Source organism: Magnetococcus marinus MC-1 (assembly GCF_000014865.1).
Classification (GTDB): domain Bacteria; phylum Pseudomonadota; class Magnetococcia; order Magnetococcales; family Magnetococcaceae; genus Magnetococcus; species Magnetococcus marinus.
Window position 1 is genome coordinate 1,501,927 of record NC_008576.1, and the last position, 22,233, is coordinate 1,524,159.

18 protein-coding genes and 1 other RNA gene are annotated in these 22,233 nt (G+C 53.3%); 12 read left to right on the top strand and 7 right to left on the bottom strand.

Annotation, left to right across the window (positions count from 1 at the left end):
* The first annotated feature begins 201 nt into the window (after window positions 1-201).
* The 10 genes from MMC1_RS06150 (at window position 202) to MMC1_RS06195 (ending at window position 9,617) form a co-directional block, all read left to right on the top strand.
* Window positions 202-2,376, top strand: coding sequence for an adenylate/guanylate cyclase domain-containing protein (locus tag MMC1_RS06150; RefSeq protein WP_011712871.1), 2,175 nt, complete (start codon window positions 202-204; stop codon window positions 2,374-2,376).
* A 317-nt stretch (window positions 2,377-2,693) separates the two neighbouring features.
* Window positions 2,694-4,088 carry a nitrogenase cofactor biosynthesis protein NifB gene (gene nifB / locus MMC1_RS06155; RefSeq protein WP_011712872.1) on the top strand — a complete coding sequence of 465 codons (1,395 nt, stop codon included), beginning with the start codon at window positions 2,694-2,696 and terminating at the stop codon, window positions 4,086-4,088.
* Between the two features lie 11 nt (window positions 4,089-4,099).
* Entirely contained in the window at window positions 4,100-4,381 is a 282-nt protein-coding gene (locus MMC1_RS06160) for a 4Fe-4S binding protein (RefSeq protein ID WP_011712873.1), read from the top strand.
* A gap of 16 nt (window positions 4,382-4,397) precedes the next feature.
* On the top strand, window positions 4,398-4,838 hold the full coding sequence (locus tag MMC1_RS06165) for an ArsC/Spx/MgsR family protein (protein WP_011712874.1): 441 nt from the start codon (window positions 4,398-4,400) through the stop codon (window positions 4,836-4,838).
* 9 nt (window positions 4,839-4,847) lie between these two features.
* Entirely contained in the window at window positions 4,848-5,462 is a 615-nt protein-coding gene (locus MMC1_RS06170; RefSeq protein ID WP_011712875.1) for a nitrogen fixation protein NifQ, read from the top strand.
* On the top strand, window positions 5,441-6,394 hold the full coding sequence (gene draG / locus MMC1_RS06175) for an ADP-ribosyl-[dinitrogen reductase] hydrolase (RefSeq protein ID WP_011712876.1): 954 nt from the start codon (window positions 5,441-5,443) through the stop codon (window positions 6,392-6,394). The genes MMC1_RS06170 and draG overlap by 22 nt, the downstream gene beginning before the upstream one ends.
* A gap of 112 nt (window positions 6,395-6,506) precedes the next feature.
* A complete protein-coding gene (locus tag MMC1_RS06180; RefSeq protein WP_041642055.1) occupies window positions 6,507-7,070 on the top strand; it encodes a nicotinamidase in 564 nt (187 codons plus the stop codon).
* Complete coding sequence (gene pncB / locus MMC1_RS06185; protein WP_011712878.1) at window positions 7,067-8,407, top strand: nicotinate phosphoribosyltransferase; 1,341 nt, start codon at window positions 7,067-7,069, stop codon at window positions 8,405-8,407. The genes MMC1_RS06180 and pncB overlap by 4 nt, the downstream gene beginning before the upstream one ends.
* Window positions 8,408-8,586: 179 nt before the next feature.
* The gene (locus tag MMC1_RS06190) at window positions 8,587-9,147 is read left to right on the top strand and encodes a hypothetical protein (protein WP_011712879.1); all 561 of its coding nucleotides are present in this window, start codon (window positions 8,587-8,589) and stop codon (window positions 9,145-9,147) included.
* 74 nt (window positions 9,148-9,221) lie between these two features.
* Entirely contained in the window at window positions 9,222-9,617 is a 396-nt protein-coding gene (locus MMC1_RS06195) for a hypothetical protein (protein WP_041640892.1), read from the top strand.
* Window positions 9,618-9,677: 60 nt separating this feature from the next.
* Here the strand turns inward: MMC1_RS06195 and MMC1_RS19710 are convergent, their stop codons facing one another.
* From MMC1_RS19710 to MMC1_RS06210, 3 genes are all read right to left on the bottom strand, one after another.
* Entirely contained in the window at window positions 9,678-12,512 is a 2,835-nt protein-coding gene (locus MMC1_RS19710) for a response regulator (RefSeq protein WP_011712881.1), read from the bottom strand.
* Window positions 12,513-12,571: 59 nt separating this feature from the next.
* Window positions 12,572-13,858: an ABC transporter substrate-binding protein gene (locus MMC1_RS06205; protein ID WP_011712882.1), complete on the bottom strand. Its 1,287-nt coding sequence runs from the start codon at window positions 13,856-13,858 to the stop codon at window positions 12,572-12,574.
* Between the two features lie 64 nt (window positions 13,859-13,922).
* Entirely contained in the window at window positions 13,923-16,271 is a 2,349-nt protein-coding gene (locus MMC1_RS06210; protein WP_160162669.1) for a hybrid sensor histidine kinase/response regulator, read from the bottom strand.
* Between the two features lie 436 nt (window positions 16,272-16,707).
* Here MMC1_RS06210 and MMC1_RS06215 point away from each other — a divergent pair, with 436 nt between their 5' ends.
* Window positions 16,708-17,175, top strand: coding sequence for a GNAT family N-acetyltransferase (locus MMC1_RS06215; RefSeq protein WP_011712884.1), 468 nt, complete (start codon window positions 16,708-16,710; stop codon window positions 17,173-17,175).
* Window positions 17,176-17,329: 154 nt separating this feature from the next.
* On the opposite strand, the gene MMC1_RS06220 is transcribed toward MMC1_RS06215, so the two are convergent.
* From MMC1_RS06220 to murA, 3 genes are all read right to left on the bottom strand, one after another.
* On the bottom strand, window positions 17,330-17,554 hold the full coding sequence (locus tag MMC1_RS06220) for a CDGSH iron-sulfur domain-containing protein (RefSeq protein WP_041640894.1): 225 nt from the start codon (window positions 17,552-17,554) through the stop codon (window positions 17,330-17,332).
* A gap of 117 nt (window positions 17,555-17,671) precedes the next feature.
* The gene (hisD, locus tag MMC1_RS06225; protein ID WP_011712886.1) at window positions 17,672-18,985 is read right to left on the bottom strand and encodes a histidinol dehydrogenase; all 1,314 of its coding nucleotides are present in this window, start codon (window positions 18,983-18,985) and stop codon (window positions 17,672-17,674) included.
* Window positions 18,986-19,236: 251 nt separating this feature from the next.
* Window positions 19,237-20,496 carry a UDP-N-acetylglucosamine 1-carboxyvinyltransferase gene (gene murA / locus MMC1_RS06230; RefSeq protein ID WP_011712887.1) on the bottom strand — a complete coding sequence of 420 codons (1,260 nt, stop codon included), beginning with the start codon at window positions 20,494-20,496 and terminating at the stop codon, window positions 19,237-19,239.
* A 192-nt stretch (window positions 20,497-20,688) separates the two neighbouring features.
* On the opposite strand from murA, the gene ssrA reads away from it, so the two are divergent.
* Window positions 20,689-21,054: a transfer-messenger RNA gene (ssrA, locus tag MMC1_RS21100) on the top strand.
* 343 nt (window positions 21,055-21,397) lie between these two features.
* Here ssrA and MMC1_RS06235 read toward each other — a convergent pair.
* Window positions 21,398-22,132, bottom strand: coding sequence for an MBL fold metallo-hydrolase (locus MMC1_RS06235; RefSeq protein ID WP_011712888.1), 735 nt, complete (start codon window positions 22,130-22,132; stop codon window positions 21,398-21,400).
* Between the last annotated feature and the right edge of the window lie 101 nt (window positions 22,133-22,233).

A 22,233-nucleotide genomic window follows, 5' to 3' on the forward strand; every position in this document is an offset into this window, starting at 1 on the left:
GTCTGTAGGGCGTATTTAGGTGAGGTTTTGGCTGGGTTGCTGTGGCATACTGGGGCGCGTTTATTGAGGGGGGTTGTCCAACTTTATAAGCAAAGGGCGTATAAAGGAGCGTTGGGCGATTGGGGTTTGTGGTGTATTGGAGATGCTACAATCCCCCTGGGGCGCGTGCCGTTCAGTCATCCATGTCTAGAGGAGGGTGTCGTGCAGGATACCAAAAAGAAAAAGCCGCTAACTTTTCCCATTCGCGTAACCATGATGAGCCTGTTGTTGGCCATTACGCTGGGACTATCGGGTTGGTTAACCTGGTTTAACTACAGTAGGAGTTCTCAGCAAGCCTTGGATACGGCGGAGAATATCATTACCAAAAACAACGATATTATTTTTGGTCAATATCGCCAAATTATGGATCCGGCTTATGTGTTGGCCGAGGCCATGACCGGCAGCGCCGAACTGATGGATGGGGCTCCGCGCACACTGGAGCACCCGGCCACGCGCACCTTGCTCAAGACGTTGGATGCCTATCCCCGTTTTTTGCTGGCCTATCAGGGGTTTGAGGATGGCTCGTTTCACCAAGTCACACGGCTCTATAACGAACCAGAATTTCGCCAATTTCTGGGTGCGCCAGACAATGCGGCGTATGGCTTGTTGATTCTTCCAGCACGTGACAAAGTTGGGGCTGCCGTTACCGAGCAATGGCTCTTTCTCGACAAGCAGTATGAACCGGTGGCTAAGGCTGAGGCGATCCAAACCAACTATGATCCACGGTTGCGCCCTTGGTATGGTAAGGCGATGCAGCAGGATCGTGCGGTCAACTCGGGGTTATACCTATATGCCCATCCCCATGTGGCGGGTTTAACCATCTCGCGGCAGTTATCGGGTGATAAAAAAAGTGTCATTGGCTTGGATCTGCCCATGGCCGAGCTGGCGCGTTTCTTACGGATGAACCGCTTCAGTTTGTCAAGCAAGTCTTTCTTCTTTAACGATAAAAAACAGATTACCGTGTTTCCCGATGATCGTTATGGCACCGTAACAGAAAAAGATCCTGTTGGCGGTAAAGATAGGGTGCGGTTTACCAATGTACAGGAGCTGCCGTTTCCCGAGGTGGGGGCTGTGGTGGAGGCCATCCATCAAGGGGGCACCTTTGGGCACGCCTTTTTCACGCTGGGTGGGCGTGACTATGTGCGCATGGTGACACGGATACCCAGTAAATATAGTGAAACGGAGTTTTTAGCCCATGTGGCACCGGTGGATGAGCTGCTGGGGGCGGTGCTTGAGGTAAGGACCTATAGCCTGATTCTCTCGCTGTTTGGTACCACCATCGCCTTGCTGTTGGTCTTTCTGATCTCCCGACGTTTTTCGGAAGCGATTCAGTTGTTGGCCCAGGAGACCGACCATATTCGTCAGTTTCAATTGGATCTGCCCTTTAAATTCTCCTCCCATATTACCGAGTTGAGTCGCTTGGGCGAGTCGATGGAGACCATGAAAACAGCCTTGCGCATCTTTGGTCAATATGTACCCAAGAGTTTGGTCAAACAGTTGATTCAATCCCAGCAGCAGATTCAATTGGGTGGGGAGAGCAAAGAGGTCACACTACTGTTTACCGATGTTGCAGACTTTACAACCATATCAGAAAAGGTTGAAGCACAAGAGCTGATCACCGCTCTAACCGCCTATTTTCAATCCCTTGGTAGCACCATTTTGGACTATAAAGGCACCATTGATAAATATATTGGTGATGCCGTCATGGCCTTTTGGAATGCCCCGCTAGACCAGCCCGATCATGTTCGGCTGGGCTGTATGGCCGCGCTGGAAGGGCGCTATAAGAGCAACCAACAGAATAAAGTGTGGCGCGAGGCGGGGCAGGTGGAGATGTACACCCGCTTTGGCATGCACACCGGCACGGTGGTGGTTGGCAATGTGGGTTCGTCGGACCGGATGAACTATACCGCCATTGGGGCCTCGGTCAACCTGGCGGCCCGCTTGGAGGGGTTGAACAAATATTATGGCACCCAAATTTTGGTGAGTGAGGATGTCAAACGGGGGGCTGGGCAAGGGTTTCTGTTCCGCTCTGTGGATGTGGTGGTGCCCAAGGGGGCCATCCAGACCACTCCCGTGTATGAACTGTTGGGGATGTTAGAGGGCCCCGCCAATCTAATGGTGGACGCGACGCAAATTGCGTGGTGTGCGCAGTGGGAGCAGGTCTACGCCCACTATCGCGCACGCCGCTGGGATGAGGCCTTAATGCTCATGGAGGCGATGACGGCCCAACGCAACGACGATAAATTGGTTACGCTGTTCCAGGCCCGTTGTCAGCACTTTAAAGAGAATCCTCCGCCCGAGGATTGGAATGGGGCCGAGCAGTTTAAAACGAAGTAAGCCAATCCCTAGGGGCACTTTGCACAGGTGCAGATCCCATCCCCCTTCGTGGGGGGTGGGATCTAACACGGGTGGCTAGGTGCCCCCCTTGGTAGGGCTTGCAGGGAGGAGCAAAAGAGTACGGATTGTCTGCTCTCCATGCGACATACTTTGTCGTAGAGGCGACAAAAGCCTTTTTCATTGTCAGGCATGATACAATGGAAATGATTAAGAAAAATTAATAAATACAATTAGATAAAAATGTTTTCCGGTTGGTCCGTTGCTTGCCATAGAGAGGGGTAGAGTGATTGTACCGAACACCAACCGGGAGGCTGAATATGTCTGCATCCTGCTCATCGGGCCAAAGCGGACCATCGGTGGATACTCATCCTTGTTTCTCCAAGGATGCCCACCACAAATATGCGCGTATGCACTTGGCGGTGGCCCCCGCCTGCAATATCCAATGCAACTATTGCAACCGTAAGTATGACTGCGCCAATGAATCACGCCCTGGTGTGGTTTCTGAGCTGCTCACTCCGCAACAGGCGGTGGAAAAGGTGAGGGCGGTTAAAGCCAAAATTCCCCAACTTACGGTGGTGGGTATTGCGGGTCCTGGTGACCCCTTGGCCAATCCTGCGCGCACCTTTGAGACCTGTGAGCGGATTGCGGCAGAGTTTCCTGAGCTTCAGCTCTGTCTCTCTACCAACGGCTTGACCTTGCCACAGCATGTGGAGCGGATTAAAGCGTTAAACGTGCACCACGTTACCATTACCATCAATGCGCTGGATCCTGAGGTGGGGGCTAAGGTTTATCCTTGGATTTTCCACAATAACCGGCGTATCCGGGGTAAAAAAGCAGCCGCGATTCTGATTAGAAACCAGTTCAAAGGGCTGGAGATGCTGGTGGAGCGTGGTGTGTTGGTTAAGGTTAATTCGGTGATGATCCCCGGCATGAATGAGGATCATCTGCTGGAGGTCAATAAAGTGGTGAGTGAGAAGGGTGCCTTCTTACACAACATCATGCCGTTGATCTCCGCGCCGGAGCATGGCACCTACTTTGGTTTGATGGGGCAGCGCAATCCTGAAGATGGTGAGCTTGAGGCATTGCGGGCGCGTTGCGCTGGAGATGTGGAGCTCATGACCCATTGCCGCCAGTGCCGGGCCGATGCGGTGGGTATGTTGGGTGAAGATCGCAATGCGGAATTCACCATGGATAAAATTGCACCATCTGCGCCTTTTTTTGCCCCAGCGGCGAAAAATATCATTCCCATTCAGCTTTCCAGCAGTTCGGTGAGCGAGCGCACCCCTGCGGCCAATGAAGAGGCCACCCATGAGCCACGCAGGGTTAAAGGGGCGGTTACACGGCGTCTGGCGGTGACCTCTAAGAGTGGGACCCATCTGGATCAGCATTTTGGCCATGCCGAGCGTTTTTTGGTCTACGACGCCAGCCCGCATGGGGTGACTTTTGTGGAAGAGCGCAACGCCCAGCAATATTGCTTTGGCGATGATCATTGTGGGGATAAAGAGAGCGCACTCTCATTAGCGCTTAAAACGTTGACCGATTGTGAGGCAATCTTGTGTGAGCGCATCGGTTTTATGCCCTGGCAATCGTTGGAGCAGCAGGGGATTCAACCGATCAACCGTTTTGCGGGTGAAGCGATTGAAAATGCGCTGATGAGCTACTGTGCTGAACAGCCCGAAGCGAGCGCCAGCGGCGTGGCTTGTGTCCGTTAAGGAGAGGCAAAATGGCCCTGAGCATTACCGAGAAGTGTGTCAACTGCTGGGCGTGTGAAACGGTTTGCCCCAGCGATGCGATTGTGGCGGCAAGCCCCCACTTTTTGATTAAAGCCGATGCGTGTAGCGAGTGTGACGGTCATTATGCCGATTATCAATGTGCGGCCATTTGCCCGGTGGAAGAGGCGATTTTAAACAGCTTTGGTGCCCCTATTAACCCGGTGGGTAGCCTCACAGGTGTTCCCGCCGAGGTGCGGTTGGCGTTTGAGCAAGGGGCTGGGTTACACCTTTGAGTGTGGGGAGATAAGCATGGCGCACATCATCTTTTACGAAAAGCCCGGCTGTTTAAACGGTCGTCTACAAAAGGCGATGTTAGAGGCCTCTGGTCATACGCTGGAGGTGCGTAATCTGCTTACAGAAACTTGGCAGGCCGCCACGCTGCGCCCCTATTTTGGTAAAAAGCCGGTCAAAGAGTGGTTCAATCGTAGCGCCCCTAAAATTAAGAGTGGCGAGGTGGTGCCCTACAGCTTTACCGAAAAGAGCGCCTTGCAAGCGATGTTGAGCGATCCACTGTTAATTCGTCGTCCTTTGATGAAGAGTGGCGGCGGTTATATGAGTGGCTTTGAGCCCGAAGAGGTGGATCACTGGATCGGTTTAAAAAAGGGGCCGCAACCCACGGGTAAACCGTTAGATTTGGAAAGTTGTCCCAAAGGGCATGCCGCCGAAGCATGTCGTGTCGAGGCGTTGTAGGGGGGAACGATGGCTTACATCGCAATGCAGCAAACCATGGAAGGCACCGCACCCTTTGGTATGGGGATGTCACCGCTGTTAAGCCGCCTTAAATTGCACCACGCGGGCCTGCCCAATGGGGGGTATTTGTTGGAGATGCTCAGCAGTGCCTCGGCCAACAGTGGTGCGATGCCGCGCTATCTGGGGTTGAATCAAGCGGATTTTGAAGCATTGATGGCGGCCCATTTTCCGGGGCTGGAAGGGCATTTGTGCGATGCACTGGGTTGGCAGACGCCGGTGGATCGTAGCCGTCAAGATGAGATTGACGAGCTGTTGGAGTTGCTGGGAAGCCATGCCGACCACAGTTTGCCGGGGGGGCAAGGGGATGCTATGGCGCACATCTTGGCGGCGGGTTGTTTGGGTCACAACCATCTATGGGAAGATTTGGGATTATGGTCCCGGCAGCGGCTGTCGTCGTTGATTTTGACCAATTTTCCACGGTTGTCGGCCAAAAATGACCGGAATATGAAGTGGAAACGCTTTTTCTATAAGCAGTTATGCGAGCAAGAGGGGGTCTACACCTGCCGTGCCCCGTCCTGCGCGGTGTGTGGAGATTATGCCTTATGCTTTGGTCCAGAAATGTAACATCCCGACTGGCCGCAACGGAGATTGAGGCCCGCGCCGTGGCGGCCTATTGGGGCATGGCGATGGGTGATGCCCTCGGCGCAACGGTTGAGTTTATGATGCCTGCTGAGATTAAGGCTAAATATGGCAGGCATGACCAAATAATCGGCGGTGGTTGGCTGCATCTTAAAAAGGGGCAGGTAACGGATGATACCACCATGGCCTTGGCCTTGGGTGAAGCGATTTTAGAACGGTCCGGGAAATTTGATCCCATTGCCATTGGCGATGCCTTTGATCGCTGGATGCAGAGCAAGCCGGTGGATTGTGGCAATACGGTACGCCGGGGCATTGTCCATTTTCGGCAACATCGTCAGAGCGGTCAGGTCATGGTGCCGGAGGGTGAGTTTGATGGGGGGAATGGTACTTGTATGCGTACGCTACCCTTGGCGTTGGCTACCCTAGGCATGGCCGATGAAGAGATGGTGCAGGCATCACGCATGCAGTCGCACATTACCCACAACCACCCGTTGGCCGATGCCGGTACCGAGTGTATTAACCGCATGCTGCATATTGCGCTACACGGCGGTAGCTTGGCAGATATGAGCACTGGTCCAGTGCAGCGCTTGATCAATGAACATAAAACCTTCACCTACCGTCGCAAGCGTGAGCCCAGTAATCCCGATGGTTTTATTGTGGATACACTGAGGGCCGTCTTTTTCTCGCTGTTTAGCACCGATAGCTTTGAAAGTTGCCTGATTGATGTGGTGAACCGTGGGGGTGACGCCGATACCACTGGTGCCATTGCGGGTATGGTGGCAGGGGCGTTGTATGGTCTACCCGGCTTGCCCAAAGCTTGGTTTAAGGCGTTGGATGCTGAGGTGGTGCGTGCCTGTGAGGCGCAGGCTGTGGCATTGATCCGGACCAACACGGTGCTTCAGGCTAAGGTCGCGTAAGGGGGGCCCTTAAGGCAGTGCTAAGCGCCCCTTGGCAGGGCTCTGGTAAGGGGCGATGGGTGAGTTGTCTAAGGCTGATGATCTGTGTGACCGTAAACCAGGGGGGTTGACCATGACTGCCTTTAACGAGGCCGATGCGCTGTTGATCGTGGATGTACAAAACGATTTTTGCCCTGGTGGGGCGTTGGCGGTACCGGATGGGGAGCAGGTGGTGCCGGTGATCAACCAGTGGATTGAGGCCATAGCGGCGGCGGGGGGTAGCATTATTGCCTCCCGGGATTGGCATCCAGCAGACCATGTGAGTTTTGCGTCGCTGTGGCCAGTACACTGCGTGCAGCAGCAGCCAGGGGCGGCGCTGCATGGGGATCTTCGGCTGCCCGAGTCGGCGGTGGTGGTAAGCAAAGGCACGGAGCAGAATCAAGACAGCTACTCGGCCTTTGGGGCGGAGGGGTTGGCTGAGCTGCTGCAACAGCGCGGCATTCAGCGGTTATGGGTGTGTGGCTTGGCCTTGGACTATTGTGTTAAAGCCACGGCGTTGGATGGGGTGGCGGCGGGTTACACGGTGAATCTGATTACCGCGGCTACCCGTGCGGTCAATCTGCACCCTGAGGATGGTCACCGCGCCCTACATGCCTTAAAACAGGCTGGGGTGTTGATGGTTGAGGCCAATCCATGAACCATTCGACGGCGGTGGAACAGACCCCGGCCCTGCTGACCGATCTCTACCAGCTAACCATGTTACAGAGTTATTGGAAAGAGGGGATGGCGCAGAGCGCCATCTATGATTTTGGCATGCGCAGCCTGCCCGGATGCCGTAACTATCTGGTTATGGCCGGGTTGGAAAGTGTGCTGGAGCTGCTGGAAAGTCTGCATTTTACGGCGCAGGATTTGGCCTATTTAAGCACCCTTGGGCTGTTTGGCGATGATTTTCTAAGCTGGTTACAGGATTTTCGTTTTACCGGTACCGTACACGCCTTGGCCGAGGGTACGCTGTTTTTCCCTCCTGCCCCGATGCTGCTGATTGAGGCCCCGTTACCCCAGGCTCAGTTGGTGGAAACGGCGGTGATGAACCAGCTGCATTTCCAGACATTGGTGGCCAGTAAGGCCGCCCGTGTGACCCAAGCCTGTCAGGGCAAGCCCTTTATGGAGTTCGCCTTGCGCCGCACCCACGGTATGGATGCCGGCTTAAAGGCCAGCCGCAGCGCCTATTTGGCGGGGGCCTCTTTAACCTCCAATGTGGAAGCGGGGCGGCGTTGGCAGATTCCGGTCTCTGGCACCATGGCCCACGCCTTTGTGCAGGCCCATGGGGATGAATTGAGCGCTTTTCGAGCCTATGCCGCGCTCTATCCGGAGGGGGCCTTGTTGGTGGATACCTACGATACCCTACAAGGGGTGCGTCACGTGATCGCCTTAGCGAAGGAGCTGGGGACAGCGTTTCGCATTCGCGCCATCCGACTGGATTCGGGCGATCTGGTGGCTCTGGCCAAAAGCGCCCGCCAGATGTTGGACGAAGCGGGTTTGTTACAGATGAAAATCTATGTTTCCGGTGGGTTGGATGAACACTCAGTGGCTCAACTAGAGGCCAGTGGCGCGCCCATTGATGCCTATGCGGTGGGTACCTCACTGTGGGTCTCCGAAGATCTTCCGGCAACCTCCTGTGTCTATAAATGCGCCGTCTACGGGGGGCGCCCGGTTATGAAAAAAGCCACCGGTAAGCGTTCTCTGCCCGGCTTTAAACAGCTCTATCGACATCAACAGGATGGACGTTTTAGCCACGACTGTATTGAGTTGCGCGATGCCCAAGCCAGCGGAACCCCCCTGTTACAGCGGGTTATGGTGGATGGCAAGCGTGTCAACCGCCCTGCCAATCCCCTCGCCGAGGCGCGTGAGCGCTGCGCCGAACAGCTGCGGCAACTCCCCGATGAGCTGTTGGGTCTAACGCAGGCCAGCACCCCTTATCCTGTGCAGATCGGGCCGCATTTGACAACCTTGATCGAGCAACTGTGCGGTTGATGGCGTGTTCTGCCTTCGACATGCAACCCCTGTTTGTTGGGTTTGCGACAAACAGTGTGATCCTGTGTATGTGTGTAATATAATAAAAATATCAATATGTTATGTTATTCTTCCAGGCTGGCACAGGCCATGCTTTATGGGGGGCAGGAGAACTAACTTAATTACGAGGAGGTGCGGCTATGCTGCTGGAAACGTACGAGAAGAATGAACTGCTGATGACCACCAATGTCTATGGTAAAACGGCGGATGGCGAGAACATGGCCTTTCGCGGGGACTTGGTGCTAATTGAAGGTGAGTACCACGAGCTGTCTGGTAAAAAATTGGCTGCAAAAGCTGTTTTGGGTCAAGCGGTTATGCTGGCCGATGCCACCAAAATTAAATTGGTCAGTGGTTGTCTGCGTATGGTGGAGCAGCTACCGATCTTTGTTGAAAAATATGGCAAAGATTTGGGCGCGGAGTGCACCCCCATCTTCTTTGTACTCAACCTGCGTGGCGAGTACATGGTCGAGCTGGAAGGCAAAAAATATGTGCTGTTAGGCCAAGAGCGGGCCATGGTGTGGAACGAATTGATGGACCTGTTCTATCTTGAGAAGGGCGATTTTAAAGGTCTCTCCGCCGAAGATAAAATGATCACCATGTACGATGGTGCAAAAGATTATAAGCCAAAAGCCAATCTTATGCCCTTTACCGAAGTAAAAAGCCACATTTGTGAAATTGCCGAAGCAGGTGGGGCGATCTAAGATAAGGGTCTCTTCAAAGAGCGGGGGTCTGTATGGACCCCCGTTTTTGTTCAAGGCTGTTTAGGAGGCGTGTCATGGAACGTGTCGATCTGCCCTACGATGAGCTAAAGATAATCGCGGGTGGTCAAGCCCCTGCCGCGACAGTGGTGGCCGAGGCGCGGGCGACTTTACAGCAGCAGGGGTGGTGCTATGAACCCGTGGTGGCGTTTAATCTGGATGGCTCTTTGCATGCATTGAACCCCACCACACCCCAGCTGGTGGCCCTGCATGAATTGGCCAAAGATTGGGACTTTGAGGGGGATTTTACGGTACCCATGATGATCATTGGTTATGAAGAGGCTTTTAACCTTTGCCAAGCCGTGGGTATGGATTGGGATGGCTTTTTAGCCCTGCCCATGTCCGAAAAAATCGCCCATCTGCACCAGCATGGTTATGCCGAGTGTGCCCAGGTGTTGGCAACAGCCCTCTAACCACGGGGGCACTTGTCGCCCATGTTGCCCGTGTCGATGGGGTGATCTTTCCTTCCGCCATTATTCTTGCTGCTGGTTAGCAATGAGGGTGCGCATGCTATCCATAAGCTTATCTAGGGCAACGGGTTTGCATAAATAGTCACTCGCCCCAGCAGCTAGACATTGTTGTCGATCTTCCTCCATAGCCTTGGCGGTCAGGGCGATGATGGGGAGTTGGGCAAAACGTTGATCCTGCCGTATGCGCCGCATCGCCTCATAACCATCCATATGGGGCATCATGATATCCATAAGCACGCAGTTGATTTGAGGGTGCTTCTCCAGTTCCGCAATCGCCTTCTCCCCATCCCGGGCAATAAACACCTTATCGGCCCGCTTTTGTAAGCTATGCGCCAAAGAGAAGGTATTCCGCATATCATCATCGACAATCAAAATCTGAATGGGGGGGGTACCTAACGGTGCAACCTGTTCGGTACTTTCAGGTTCGTTTTCGTCAGGGCGTTGCCTATGTGAGAGTGTGTTAGTGAACGATTTTATGGGTTTGGTGTCAGGTTTGGCTTGCTCTGGGTTGGGGGCAAGCCAAGTGATAAGCGCTTGGAACAGAGCATCGCTCTCTACCGGTTTGGAGAGATAACCATTGGCACCGTGGCTAAGGCAGAGCTCCCGGTCCCCAGGCATCGCGCGTGCGGTAAGCGCCAGTATGGGCAGGTGTTGAAGGTGGGGCTGCCGGCGAATGGCCTCAATGGCCGCATATCCGTCCATCTCCGGCATCATAATATCCATAAACACTAGGTCGACTTCGGGGTGTTGGCTCAGTACATCCAACGCCTGTTTGCCATTATAAGCGCTGAGCACCAACCCCACCCGATCTTCCAACATTTTTTTAAGCGCAAACACATTGCGCCGGTCATCATCCACTACCAACAGGGTGGTGGTGTGGGATCTAAAGTGAGTGATGGCCTCCACCTGTTCACTGGGGCTTAGGGGGTTTTCTGGTTCCATCTGCTCCCCCCTCCCTGCTTGGTGTTCCAGGTTTGGGCTCTCCAGAGGAAGGATAAGCGTAAAACAAGAGCCTTTGCCAGGAGCGCTCTCTACCTGGATTTCGCCCCCCAGAAGCGCCGCAAATTTACGGGAGATGGTCAACCCTAGCCCCGTGCCACCATAGGCGCGGCTGGTGGTGCCGTCCGCTTGGCGAAAGGCTTCAAAAATAAGCTCGCGTTTATCTTCTGCGATACCGATGCCGCTATCGGTTACAGAGATCATAAGCGCGTTTTTATGGGTTAAATCACTGTTCATAAAGATACGATGGGCTTGGGGCTTGTGGATGGCGACCGTCACATGACCACTCTCGGTAAATTTAAAGGCGTTAGACAGAAAGTTGCGCACCACCTGTTCCGCTTTGGGCCAGTCGGTGGCCAACTCTTTGGGCAGGTCGTCGGCGATGCTCCAATGAAACGCCAGGGATTTTTGCTGGGCAACGGGTTTAAAGGTGCGCTCAAGCATCTGTGGCAATGCCTGTAAAGGACGGCTCTCGACATAGAGATCCATGCGCCCGGCTTCCACCTTGGATAGATCCAGAATATCATTAATTAAGTGCAATAAATCGCGCCCACTTTCATAGATAACCTGGGCCGATTCCACTTGGTCTTCCGATAAATTGCCCTCTTCATTGTTACTGAGCATTTTAGCGAGGATCAGCAAACTGTTCAGCGGGGTGCGTAACTCGTGGGACATGTTGGCCAAAAATTCCGACTTATAGCGGCTGGCATTGGCAAGTTCATGGGCTTTGACCTTAAAGACGTCCGCCGCCATGGCCATGGCACCGATCTCATCACTGCGGCCACGTCCAGGGATCTCAATATCTTGCTTGCCACGGGCCAACCCCGTAAGGGCAACAGTCATGGCGTGAATGGGCTGAGAGATGTTGCGCCCAATGCGCCACGCTAAAAAAATGCCTAACATAATGCCTAACAGCGATACCCCACGGGTGATTTGCAGCGTTTCGTGAACCGCAATGTCCATCTGCTGTTCCACGACCCCTTGTTGCTGTTCAGAGAGCTGTTTTAAGCGATTGGCCAGATATGCGATCTGAGAAGCCTCGCCCCCCATTACCACATAAATCAGGTGCAGGTAAGCCCGCGAAGCTTGCACCATTTTATTAAAGTTTCTTTGAAAAGATTGGGTTAACTCGGTAAGTTCTTGAGATTGAGTCGAGGCTATCAATGGGCTATTGTGGTTGCTAAGTTCAAGTAATTCTTGATTAAGTTGTTTGAGATGTTGATTGGTATTCGCCACCAAACGGGCATTGGGTTTAATTAAAAAACGCATGGCATTGCGCTGCACCAAAGCCAGTTGCACAAGGGCATGATCAACCCGTTCGGCCCCTTGCCTATCTTGGTTGTTGAGCAATTGGCTGTGTAGGGCATTGAGTCGCAGTAATACCTGATCGCCGCCATCCTCTAACTGCTCAAAAGCCATTTTGTCACGCAATAAGCGCTCTTCAATCGCCGTATCAAAATTTTCAGCATAGAGCTTAAAATGGGCATCCATCTGGGCCAATAGGGCGGCGCGTTGAGGGTCTTTAACTCGGCTGCGGGCTTCGTCCATTTGCCGGGAGATGGTCTGTTGCATCTCCTTAACCCGATGGGCTAAACCTTCATAACCAGAATAGGTGTAAGCCAATACACCCCGGTGTAGATCCAGTACATTGCGTTCTAGGGTGAGGATTTCGCGAAGATGGCTGTTGGTTTGTCCATACTGTTTGAAATGATAGATCGCCCGATCAAGGCTTAGATTGGTGACCATGGATTGGGCCACAATAAGTGCAAGGATCAGGGAAAAGCCCAATAAAATACGGATGCCAATGGAGCGCCTAAAGGATCGAGGCATGCTGAACATAGGGTGTGCTCCGCTCACAAGAGAGTGTAAACCAACGTCGTAGGTCACTTGTTATCGCTTTAAGACAATAAAAACTCATGCCAACGCGGCAAGCTATATTCATAGGTGTTCATCACCGTGTTCCATACCGCGACATGACTAAAACGGTGCCAGTATGAGCCGCCATTGCGAACGCTACCCTTGCGAACCGCAACATGGCCCTCTGGCCCAAGCAGATCCTCAGAGGCTGGTTTGCCCTCATACCAATAGTTCCACTCAGCGGGGCTAAGTAGAGGGCGGGAGCGTTGGGGGTTGGAGATGTAGTAACCCTGGCGGGCCACAAACGCACCCGGCCAGCCCGACAACCACCAATTCATGTAAGCGTAAGCCATATCCTCAACACGCCCACGGGTTTGTGACGAAAGGCACATCACACCATGCCAAGCGCGGTAGCCCTCTTTGGGCGCGGCATAGGCTGCGGGAATGCCCTGTTCATTGAGGTCGGCGACTGCCGGTGAAAACATACTGGCAATCACCGCTTGCCCTGAGGCAATCATCTCGGCTGATTCGGGTACCGAATTCCAAAAACCACTAAAGTGACCATTCCGCTTATAGGTGATCAAAATATTAAACAGTTGATCCACCTCCTGCTCGGTCATATTGCCTATATCGGCAAACTGCATCATCCCTTTGGCTTGGACCGCCAGAGCCAGATCAAACAGACCAATGGTGGGTTCGTTGACAATGGCAACTCGGCCCCGCCAACGTTCATCCAACAGCCAACCCCAGCTTTCGGTTTCATAGGCTCGACCTTTGGGGATGGTACGGGTGTCATAGCCAAAGGCATCCACATTGTGGACATAAGGGAGAAAACTGATTTGAGCGGTGGGTTTGGCCCCTAAAGTACCATCGGCTTGGACATATAACAGGGTATACGGCGCATCCCCAAGCCCCAAATTGGCCTCGGCGGTAAGGCGTCCCGTTTTGCTAAGGTCGTTGATCTCATGCCAATAATTTATGCGTCGTATATCAAGAGGCTGTATGGCTTGGGTCCGCCAAAGAATGTTCATGCTGTTGGACCATTGCTCATAGATGTCAAAACTTTCCGGGCGCGATGCCGCACGCTGTTGGACCCGCGCACTACCGCCTGGGTGAAACTCAATGGCAAAGCCCAGGTCAGCCTCGGCCTGCTTGCGTATGGGTTCACGCAAGGTGACATGGGTGCCCAAAACCCGTAATACAGGTTTGGCCGCCTGTACATAGGGGGCACCCAACACCCCGCTGGCCGCTGTAGCGGCGGTTCCTTGCAGAAAACGTCGGCGGCTAAGATCGCTGGGGCTTTGTTGGGGTGTGGGTAACTCAGGCATCGGTGGCTTCCTAACCAAAATTTTAAATAGAAGGGGCTATCCATCCAGGTAAGGTGTGAGCATCCTAAAAATAGCCCTCGTTGGTCAATCGGCGTTCGATGGTTTGCAAAGCCTGCTGCAACAGTGGGCAGAGGCTGGCGATCATCTCTCTTGGCTGCTTGGTACGGGCCATCTGGGCAATCTGCGTACATAAATGGGCAAGTTTATGGGCACCAAAATAGGAGGCATCCTGCTGGAGACCTTGTGCCTCGATAAGCACGCTATCCGCTTCAGATCCTATGTGCGCGGTAAGCTGCGCCACGCGAGCAGGTAGTGTGCTGTAGAAACGCAAAATGGATTGCCGATAGCCTGAACCGACATCATTGGCTAATGCATCGAGAATGTCCGCAGCAATGGTCTCGACAGAGGTGAGGGTGGTGGTCTGTTTTACTTCCTCATGGGAGAAGAGACGCCGTTCGTTGGCAATGCTCGCCAGTAACTGCAACAGTTTGGCGCGACGTATGGGTTTGGCCATATGGTAGTCGCTACCCGCTGCGAGGCTGTCGGCGACATCCTGAGGCATGGCATTAGCGGTTAAAGCGACAATGGTAACAGGAGTAAGGTTATGTTCGCTCTCCCTGGCGCGAATGCGGCGGGTGGCTTCCAAACCATCCATTTTGGGCATCATGCCATCCATGAGGATAAGGTCAAATTGGCTTTGTTGAGATTTTTCCAATGCGTCCAGACCATCCTCCGCCTCAACAATTTGGTGGGGGGTGCCTTCTAAAAAGGCTTTAACCAATAGCCGGTTGTCCTCCATATCATCCACCAAAAGCAACCGCATAGGGATATTTTGTTTTGTTGGTGGAGAGAGCCGCTCTTGTTTAACCGTCTCGGAATTGGCCGCAGGGAGCTCAATTTCAAAAATAAATTGGCTGCCCTCGCCAACTTGGCTGTTGGCATAGATCTCACCGTGCATCATTGTGACCAGTTGACGGCAGATACTTAGCCCCAAGCCTGTGCCACCAAAGCGGCGGGTGGTGTTGGCCTCGGCTTGTACAAAGGGGCGGAAAATTTTGGTGATGACCTGTTCCGGCATGCCGATGCCGGTGTCGCTTACCGTAAACTGTAGGCGCCCGGTCTCTATGGGTTTGGCGTGCAGGGTAATACTGCCTTGATCCGTAAACTTAAGGGCATTGCTCAATAGGTTGAGCACAATCTGGCGAAATCGTTGCGGGTCTCCATGCACATGGGTGGGGAGTTGCGGATCAATGACACACTGCATGGATAACCCTTTATCCCGTGCCATGGGGCGGAGCATGGTAATGAGGCTCTTAAGTTCATCATGTAGCGCAAAAAGGGTATGTTCAAGGTGAAGTTCCCCCGCTTCAATTTTGGATAAATCCAAAATATCATTGATCAACCCCAATAAAGTATCCCCAGCTCGCTGAGAGATACTCAAATAACGGTGCTGCTTAGGGGTTAAATTGGGTGCGTTGAGCAATATCTCACCCATACCTAAAATGGTATTCATGGGGGTGCGGATCTCATGGCTCATATTGGCCAAAAAACGGCTTTTGGCTTGGTTGGCCTGTTCGGCTTCCGTTTTAGCGGCCAATAGGTCAGCCTCTAACTGTTTGCGCTGGCTAATATCTTGATGGGCGCCCACCATGCGGTGGGGTTGACCATCGGCGGTGCGCGCCACCACTTTGCCCCGTGCCAGAATCCAGCACCAACCGCCCTGCTTGGTGCGCATGCGAAACTCGGCTCGATAGGGCTCCTCTGGCGTGGTAAAATGGCGCTCTAAACAGGCCAATGCCGATTCAAAATCATCTGGATGAATAAGCGTCTTCCATGTGCTAAAATCTTGATTGACCTCATTTGTGGCATAGCCGAGCATGGTGATCCAACGGGGGCTATAGTAGACCTGGTTGCTGAGTATATTCCAATCCCACAATCCTTCATTGGCACCTTCTAAAGCCAACTCCAAACGTTCTTGATTAAGGGTTAAATCCTGACGAAGCTGTTCAGATTCTCTGTGAGCATTGTAAAGATTAAGAAAAATGGCAACTTTGGCATTTAATATGCGGTCATCAATAGGCTTTTCAATATAGTCGATAGCCCCCGCTTGATACCCTTTAATACGGTGTGAATAGTCCTTATAAGCTGCCGTAATCAAAATGATCGGCACATTGCTGGTGCGGTCCAAGCCACTGGCCATGCGGCTGACCTCAAAACCATCCATACCGGGCATATCCACATCCAACAGCATCAACGCCAACTCATGTTCCAGCATAAGCCCCAAGGCTTCATTACCCGATTCGGCTTCAATCAATTCGGCGTGGGTGTTTTTTAGTAATCGGCGCAGCGCCATTAAATTCGCAGGTTTGTCGTCTACGATTAATATTTTTGGCTTAGGGTGCGTTGCTCTCATAGAGGGTTGCCTTGGGATGGCCCCTGTTGGGTTGATGGCCTGCACAAAGCGGGACGCACCCATCGTGTAAGAGACCCATGGGAGCCGTACTGCACAAGGCTGCTGAAACCATGATCGGGCACGGTGCGATTGTATGGCTCATGCATGATCACTACCTCTCTTAATAATCATATTTATATGGATCATAGCATAGCAAATGGAACGCCCTCTGCATAGAAGTTAGGCGGGTTTTTTTCAAGGAAATAGATAGGCGCACAGGGCCGGGCTAGTGGGGGTAGTGGCCAAAATGCAGCTTTGGCCGTGGTTTTTTTGTTCGTGTGTGTGGTGTGGGCTAAGCGAAATGCTAAGATACTAAATTCACATGGAAACCTAGACTAACGCGGCGAAACAGCCCGTACGATCTCTGCACCTTCACGAACATGGAAAGGATGATGGCATGTCCCTTGTCATTCGTTTAGCCACCCCTGAGGATTTACCGGCAATGGTGGCACTGCTACAGGTTCTGTTCGCGATTGAGGCAGATTTTCAAGCTGAGCCCGCACGGCAGCGACAGGGGTTGGCCCTGCTATTGGAGAGTCCCGGTGCCTCGCTATGGGTTGCCGAGCAGCAGGGGCAAGTAGTCGGGATGTGCAGCTTACAAAGTCTCTACTCCACTGCTGAGGGTGGTTTGGTTGGTTTGGTAGAGGATGTGGTGGTGGCCTCGGGCCATCAGGGGAAGGGCATCGGTGCCCGTTTACTCATGGCCTTGGAACAAGAGGCTCAAGCGCGGGCTATGGTACGTTTGCAACTTTTGGCAGATCGCAACAACGTAGCAGCCTTGGGCTTTTATCAGCGTATGGGGTGGCAAGGAACCCAACTGCTTGCCCTTCGTAAAGGGTTGCCCAGTGGTCAGATTGACTCGTAAATTCCGCTAAACAAATGGGTGTTATTAGGAAAAGGCCCGTGGTGTGGGGGCTGCTCAGCCTAGGTGTGGGCGGCCCCCCCCTTCTTTTTGAGGGGGGCTTAACTTAAGGGTCAACCGAATCGGGGAGAGCACCGCTGAGCTGTGGCTTTAGGCGCTAAAGCAGATCTTTGTGGGTGCTGTCGCAATAGGGGAAACTTCTGCTTTTACCGCATCGGCATACGGAGACTTGGTGCTCTTGGCTTAACTCAATGACGACCGGCATCATGCCGCTGCCTTTATGACTGCCATCACAATGGGGTTGCAGCTTGCTACGGCCACAACGACAAATGACATGCTGGCCCTCGGGTAGAATCGCCTCAATGGGGCTTGTGGGGTACATGGCCACTCCTTTTGGTTGAAGCCGGGTGGTACGGGGAAGATCCCCCAGCGCGCCAGCCAAAAAGGCGAGAGGCCAACCGCTCTGATCACAGAGCCTTCCCCTCTTTTTGGTGACGGGCTACTCTTTTGCTAGGCGTAGATCAACGCTCAACTTATGGGCGGTTAAGCCCTCGGAACCCGCCAGCGCCGAGGCGGCCGGACCGATGCTGGCGAACGACCTTGCCGTACAGCCAATGAGGCTGCTGCGCTTGATAAAATTATGCACCCCCAAGGGGCTCGAAAAACGGGCCGTACCATTGGTGGGCAGCACATGGTTGGGACCTGCTACATAATCCCCAATAGGCTCTGGGGTGTGCCGCCCCATAAAAATTGCCCCCGCATGATCAATTTTGTGCATCAAAGTACGGGGATCTGCCACCGCCAGCTCCAGGTGCTCTGGTGCCACGCGAGAGGCGATTTTGGCACCCTCATCAAGATCTTTGACCACAATAATTCCACCGCGTTCCATGATGGATTGACGGGCGATTTGGCTGCGAGAAAGATGGCTAAGCTGCTCTGCAATGGCCAGCCGCACCTGCTCAGCAAAAGTGGCGTCATCCGTGACCAAAATCGACTGGGCATCGCGATCATGTTCGGCTTGCGAGAGCAGGTCTGCCGCGATCCATTTGGGGTCGTTTTGGTTATCCGCAATGACCAAAATTTCAGAAGGACCGGCGATCATATCAATGCCCACCTGTCCATATACCTGTCGCTTGGCGGTGGCAACGTAGATGTTCCCAGGCCCTACAATCATATCCACGGCGGGTACCTGCTGGGTGCCATAGGCCATGGCAGCTACGGCTTGGGCACCACCAATGCGAAAGATTTTATCCACACCCGCCAAGCGGGCCGCAGCCAAGATCGCCGGGTTTACTTGGTTGTCCGGGGTGGGGACCACCATAATTAACGTTTCGACGCCCGCCACCTTGGCAGGTATGGCATTCATTAAAACCGAGGAGGGGTAGCTGGCCAAACCACCTGGCACATAGAGCCCCGCCTTTTTAACCGCCTGTACCCGCTGCCCCAGCAGGGTGCCCGAGGCATCCATGAACTCTTGGATACCCATTTGGGGGAGCTGCCAGCTATGGAATTGGTAAATCCGCTGAGCCGCCAACTCCAACGCTTGATAAACGTCATGGGGCACCGTGGCTAAGGCATCCTCTAACTCAGCTTCAGAGAAGGCCATGCCTTCAGGGGTGAGGGTGATGCGGTCAAAACGCTGGGTATAATCAATAACAGCGCGATCTCCATGCTGGCGCACATCGGCGATAATCTGGGCGACGCGGCGTTCAATGTCGGCCATGTCGCCTGCATTCCATGTAATCAAATCCATGAAACGGCGCTCAAAGTCGGCATCGCTGGTGTGCAGGGTGGTGATGGAGAGCTCAGTCATGGGGGGCAAGCCTTTTTGTCGCAAACAGTTGGAACGTAGATTGGCTTATATTGTACGGAGGGGCGGGGGGATACACAAAAGAAAAATGGGTAATCCCCATCAAAGCAGGGGCGTAGCCGCTGTAAACAGGATGATTAAAGGGTGCAAAATGGCAGGCTTGGGGGTGCGGTAGTGCCGTGGGGCGAGGAAGCCCGGATCGTTGGATCCGGGCTTTAGCTTTTGGGGGTTTGAACGATTTTTATGTGCAAACGTTACCGACCCAGGCGCTGAATATCTGCCCCCAAAGCTTTAAGCTTTTCTTCGATGCGTTCATAACCACGATCAATATGGTAGACCCGTGAGATAAGGGTTTCGCCCTCGGCACAGAGGCCCGCCAAAACCAGCGATGCAGAGGCCCGAAGATCGGTTGCCATAACCGGAGCACCCCGCAGTTGGGGCACGCCACGCACGATGGCGGTATTGCCTTGAACCGTGATATCGGCCCCCATGCGTTGCAGTTCGGAGACATGCATAAAGCGATTTTCAAAGATGGTCTCTTTGATCTGTGCGGCCCCTTTAGCAACGGTGAGCAGCACCATCATTTGCGCTTGCAGATCGGTGGGAAAACCGGGATGGGGCAGGGTGGTAATATCCACCGCACGCAGGGTTCCGGCTTCGGCACGAACGCGGATGGCTCGATCCATCTCGTCAATTTGGCAGCCAGCTTCGCGCATTTTGGCGATATGGGCTTCCAGCAGGGCGGGGTAGGTGCCGGTCATGGTGATGTCGCCACCGGTGACCGCTGCGGCGACCATAAAGGTGCCGGTTTCGATACGGTCGGGCAGGATATCGTGGGACGTTCCGTGTAGGTTTTTGACCCCTTCGATGGTGATGGTACGGGTACCGGCACCGTCTATTTTGGCCCCCATCGCCATGAGCAGGTTGGCCAGGTCCACCACTTCGGGTTCGGCGGCGGCGTTGTCGAGAATGGTGATGCCATCGGCCAGGGTCGCGGCCATGAGCAGGTTTTCGGTGCCGGTGACGGTGACCAGATCAAAAACGATGTGTGCCCCTTTTAGGCGGCCTGCTTTAATGCGCACATAGCCATCTTCGAGGGTGACATGGGCACCCATCATTTCGAGGCCGCGTAGGTGTAGATTGATGGGGCGCGAGCCGATGGCGCAGCCGCCGGGCAGGGAGATTTCGGCATGACCGCAGCGGGCGACCAAGGGACCCATGACCAGGACGGAGGCGCGCATGGTACGCACCAAGTCATATGGGGCCATGGTGTTTTGGATGGATTTGCAGTCGATGGAAACCCCAAGTTTTTCATCAATGGTGATGGCGGCACCATGTTGCCCGAGTAGTTCGAGCATGGTGGTGACATCGCGCAGATGGGGGACATTACGCAGGGTAACGGTATCCTCTGTCAGCAGGGTAGCCGCCAGCTCTGGCAGGCAGGCGTTTTTAGCGCCGCTGATGGGGATGGTGCCTTTGAGGGTGTTGCCACCGCGAACGAGAATTTTATCCATAGTGGCGCATGTTGGCGCAAGTTGGGTTGGTGGGCAAGGGCGCGTGTGGGTTGAGGGGTTAAAAAAAAGGGGGAGGGTGATTATTTTGTAATTTTTGGGGGAGGTTGGGGGAGGGCGTTAAATTTTTGATTGTCAGTATAGGGTGTTGGTGATACTCTAAAATATCCTGATAGCGTGTTTTCAGGCCTTTGTGGGGGTGAACTGGCTTCGACGGGGTGTGGAACGGTTAGCAAGGCGACTCGGAATGGTACCTACGTACAGGACCAAACTTTACAATTGCCAATGACGAGCACTACGCTCCGGCTTTTGCAGCTGCATAAAGTAGTTGTACAAAGCGGGGTCTGAACCCGGGCCCGGCAACAGAAGCTTTTAGCGGGGTTAAGCCGGAACTGTGTAGGCCGGTGTAAATCCAGGGACACCCAGTTCTCCGAGGTAACGGGGGCTATGTGGTCAGCCAGCCTGAGACGCCACAAAGCAGTAGGGTTGGCAAAATGGTCGTGATTCCTTCTAGCTTAATACATATTTCGGACCGGGGTTCGACTCCCCGCACCTCCACCAATCATCCCTCCAGGGGGGAATAGCCCTGGTGAAAAACCGCCCTTTGAGGCGGTTTTTTCATGTCTGAATTCTTCAATAAATCAAATGGTTTGCGCTATGCGTGCCGTAATGGGGGAATTGCTCTCCTCTGGGCGCATTCTCGGAACGGTTCCCAAAATGGTTCTCTCTCTGGCCATGTTCTCTGTCAAAACTGGACCTCGGGCTTCGAGGTCCAAAAATTCTGGACCCGTAAAAGCCGTATTAAATCAATATTTAGAAGAAATTTCTAATAAAAGACGGTTCCGCCTAAATATCTGGTTGCCCGCCAGCAATTACAACACAGAAAGAGGTCTGTAAAGCATCTCTATTTCATCGGCTGACAGTATGCTTTGAGCTCTTCTGGAAGTGATTCGGGGCATACCCCACAGGCTTGGTTTCCAGGGACTGCAAAATCAATAAATTTTGGATAGGGAAGGTTCAACTCATTCATGATTTTGATAAAATCAGATTCTGACTTGCCGTTCCCAAGCCGTGGGTTCCTGGCTTTTTCCTGGCCAACACAAGAACACCATCGGCCGTTGTAATCATGCCCTGGGTAAACCAGTGTTTCATCAGGCAAGCTGAACAGCTTTTTGTGGATAGAGCGATATAGCAGCGCCGCATCTCCTCCTTGAAAATCGGTTCGCCCGCAACCATCTATGAGCAAAGCATCACCGGTAAAAACACGGTCGTTCACATGATAGGCGTGATGACCTTCTGTATGTCCTGGCGTGAAAAGCGGATGCAATTTTATTGACCCAACTGCCAATGCAGTCCCTTCCTCCAACGGGTCATCCGTGCAATTCAATCCATCAATCCGTGGATGAGCAATCCGACTTCCGACTTCCTGCTTCAGCGTTCTTGCCGAAGTGATGTGATCAGCATGGATGTGGGTATCCAGAGTGTGGGTCAACTTCAGCCCCAACTGCTTGATGACGCCAAGGTCGCGCTGCCATGTGGGCATTACCCCATCGATCAGCAACGCCTTGCCACTTTCTTCACAGCCAAGAATATAGGTATACGTACTCGAAAGAGGTTCAAACAGTTGACGAAAAACCATGATTACTCCAATTGGGATTCTTCTTGTAACGGCTCAAATCATTGGCTGCCAGTCCGAGGAATATAGCCAAGCTGACATGTGACAGAGGAAAGATCTATCCG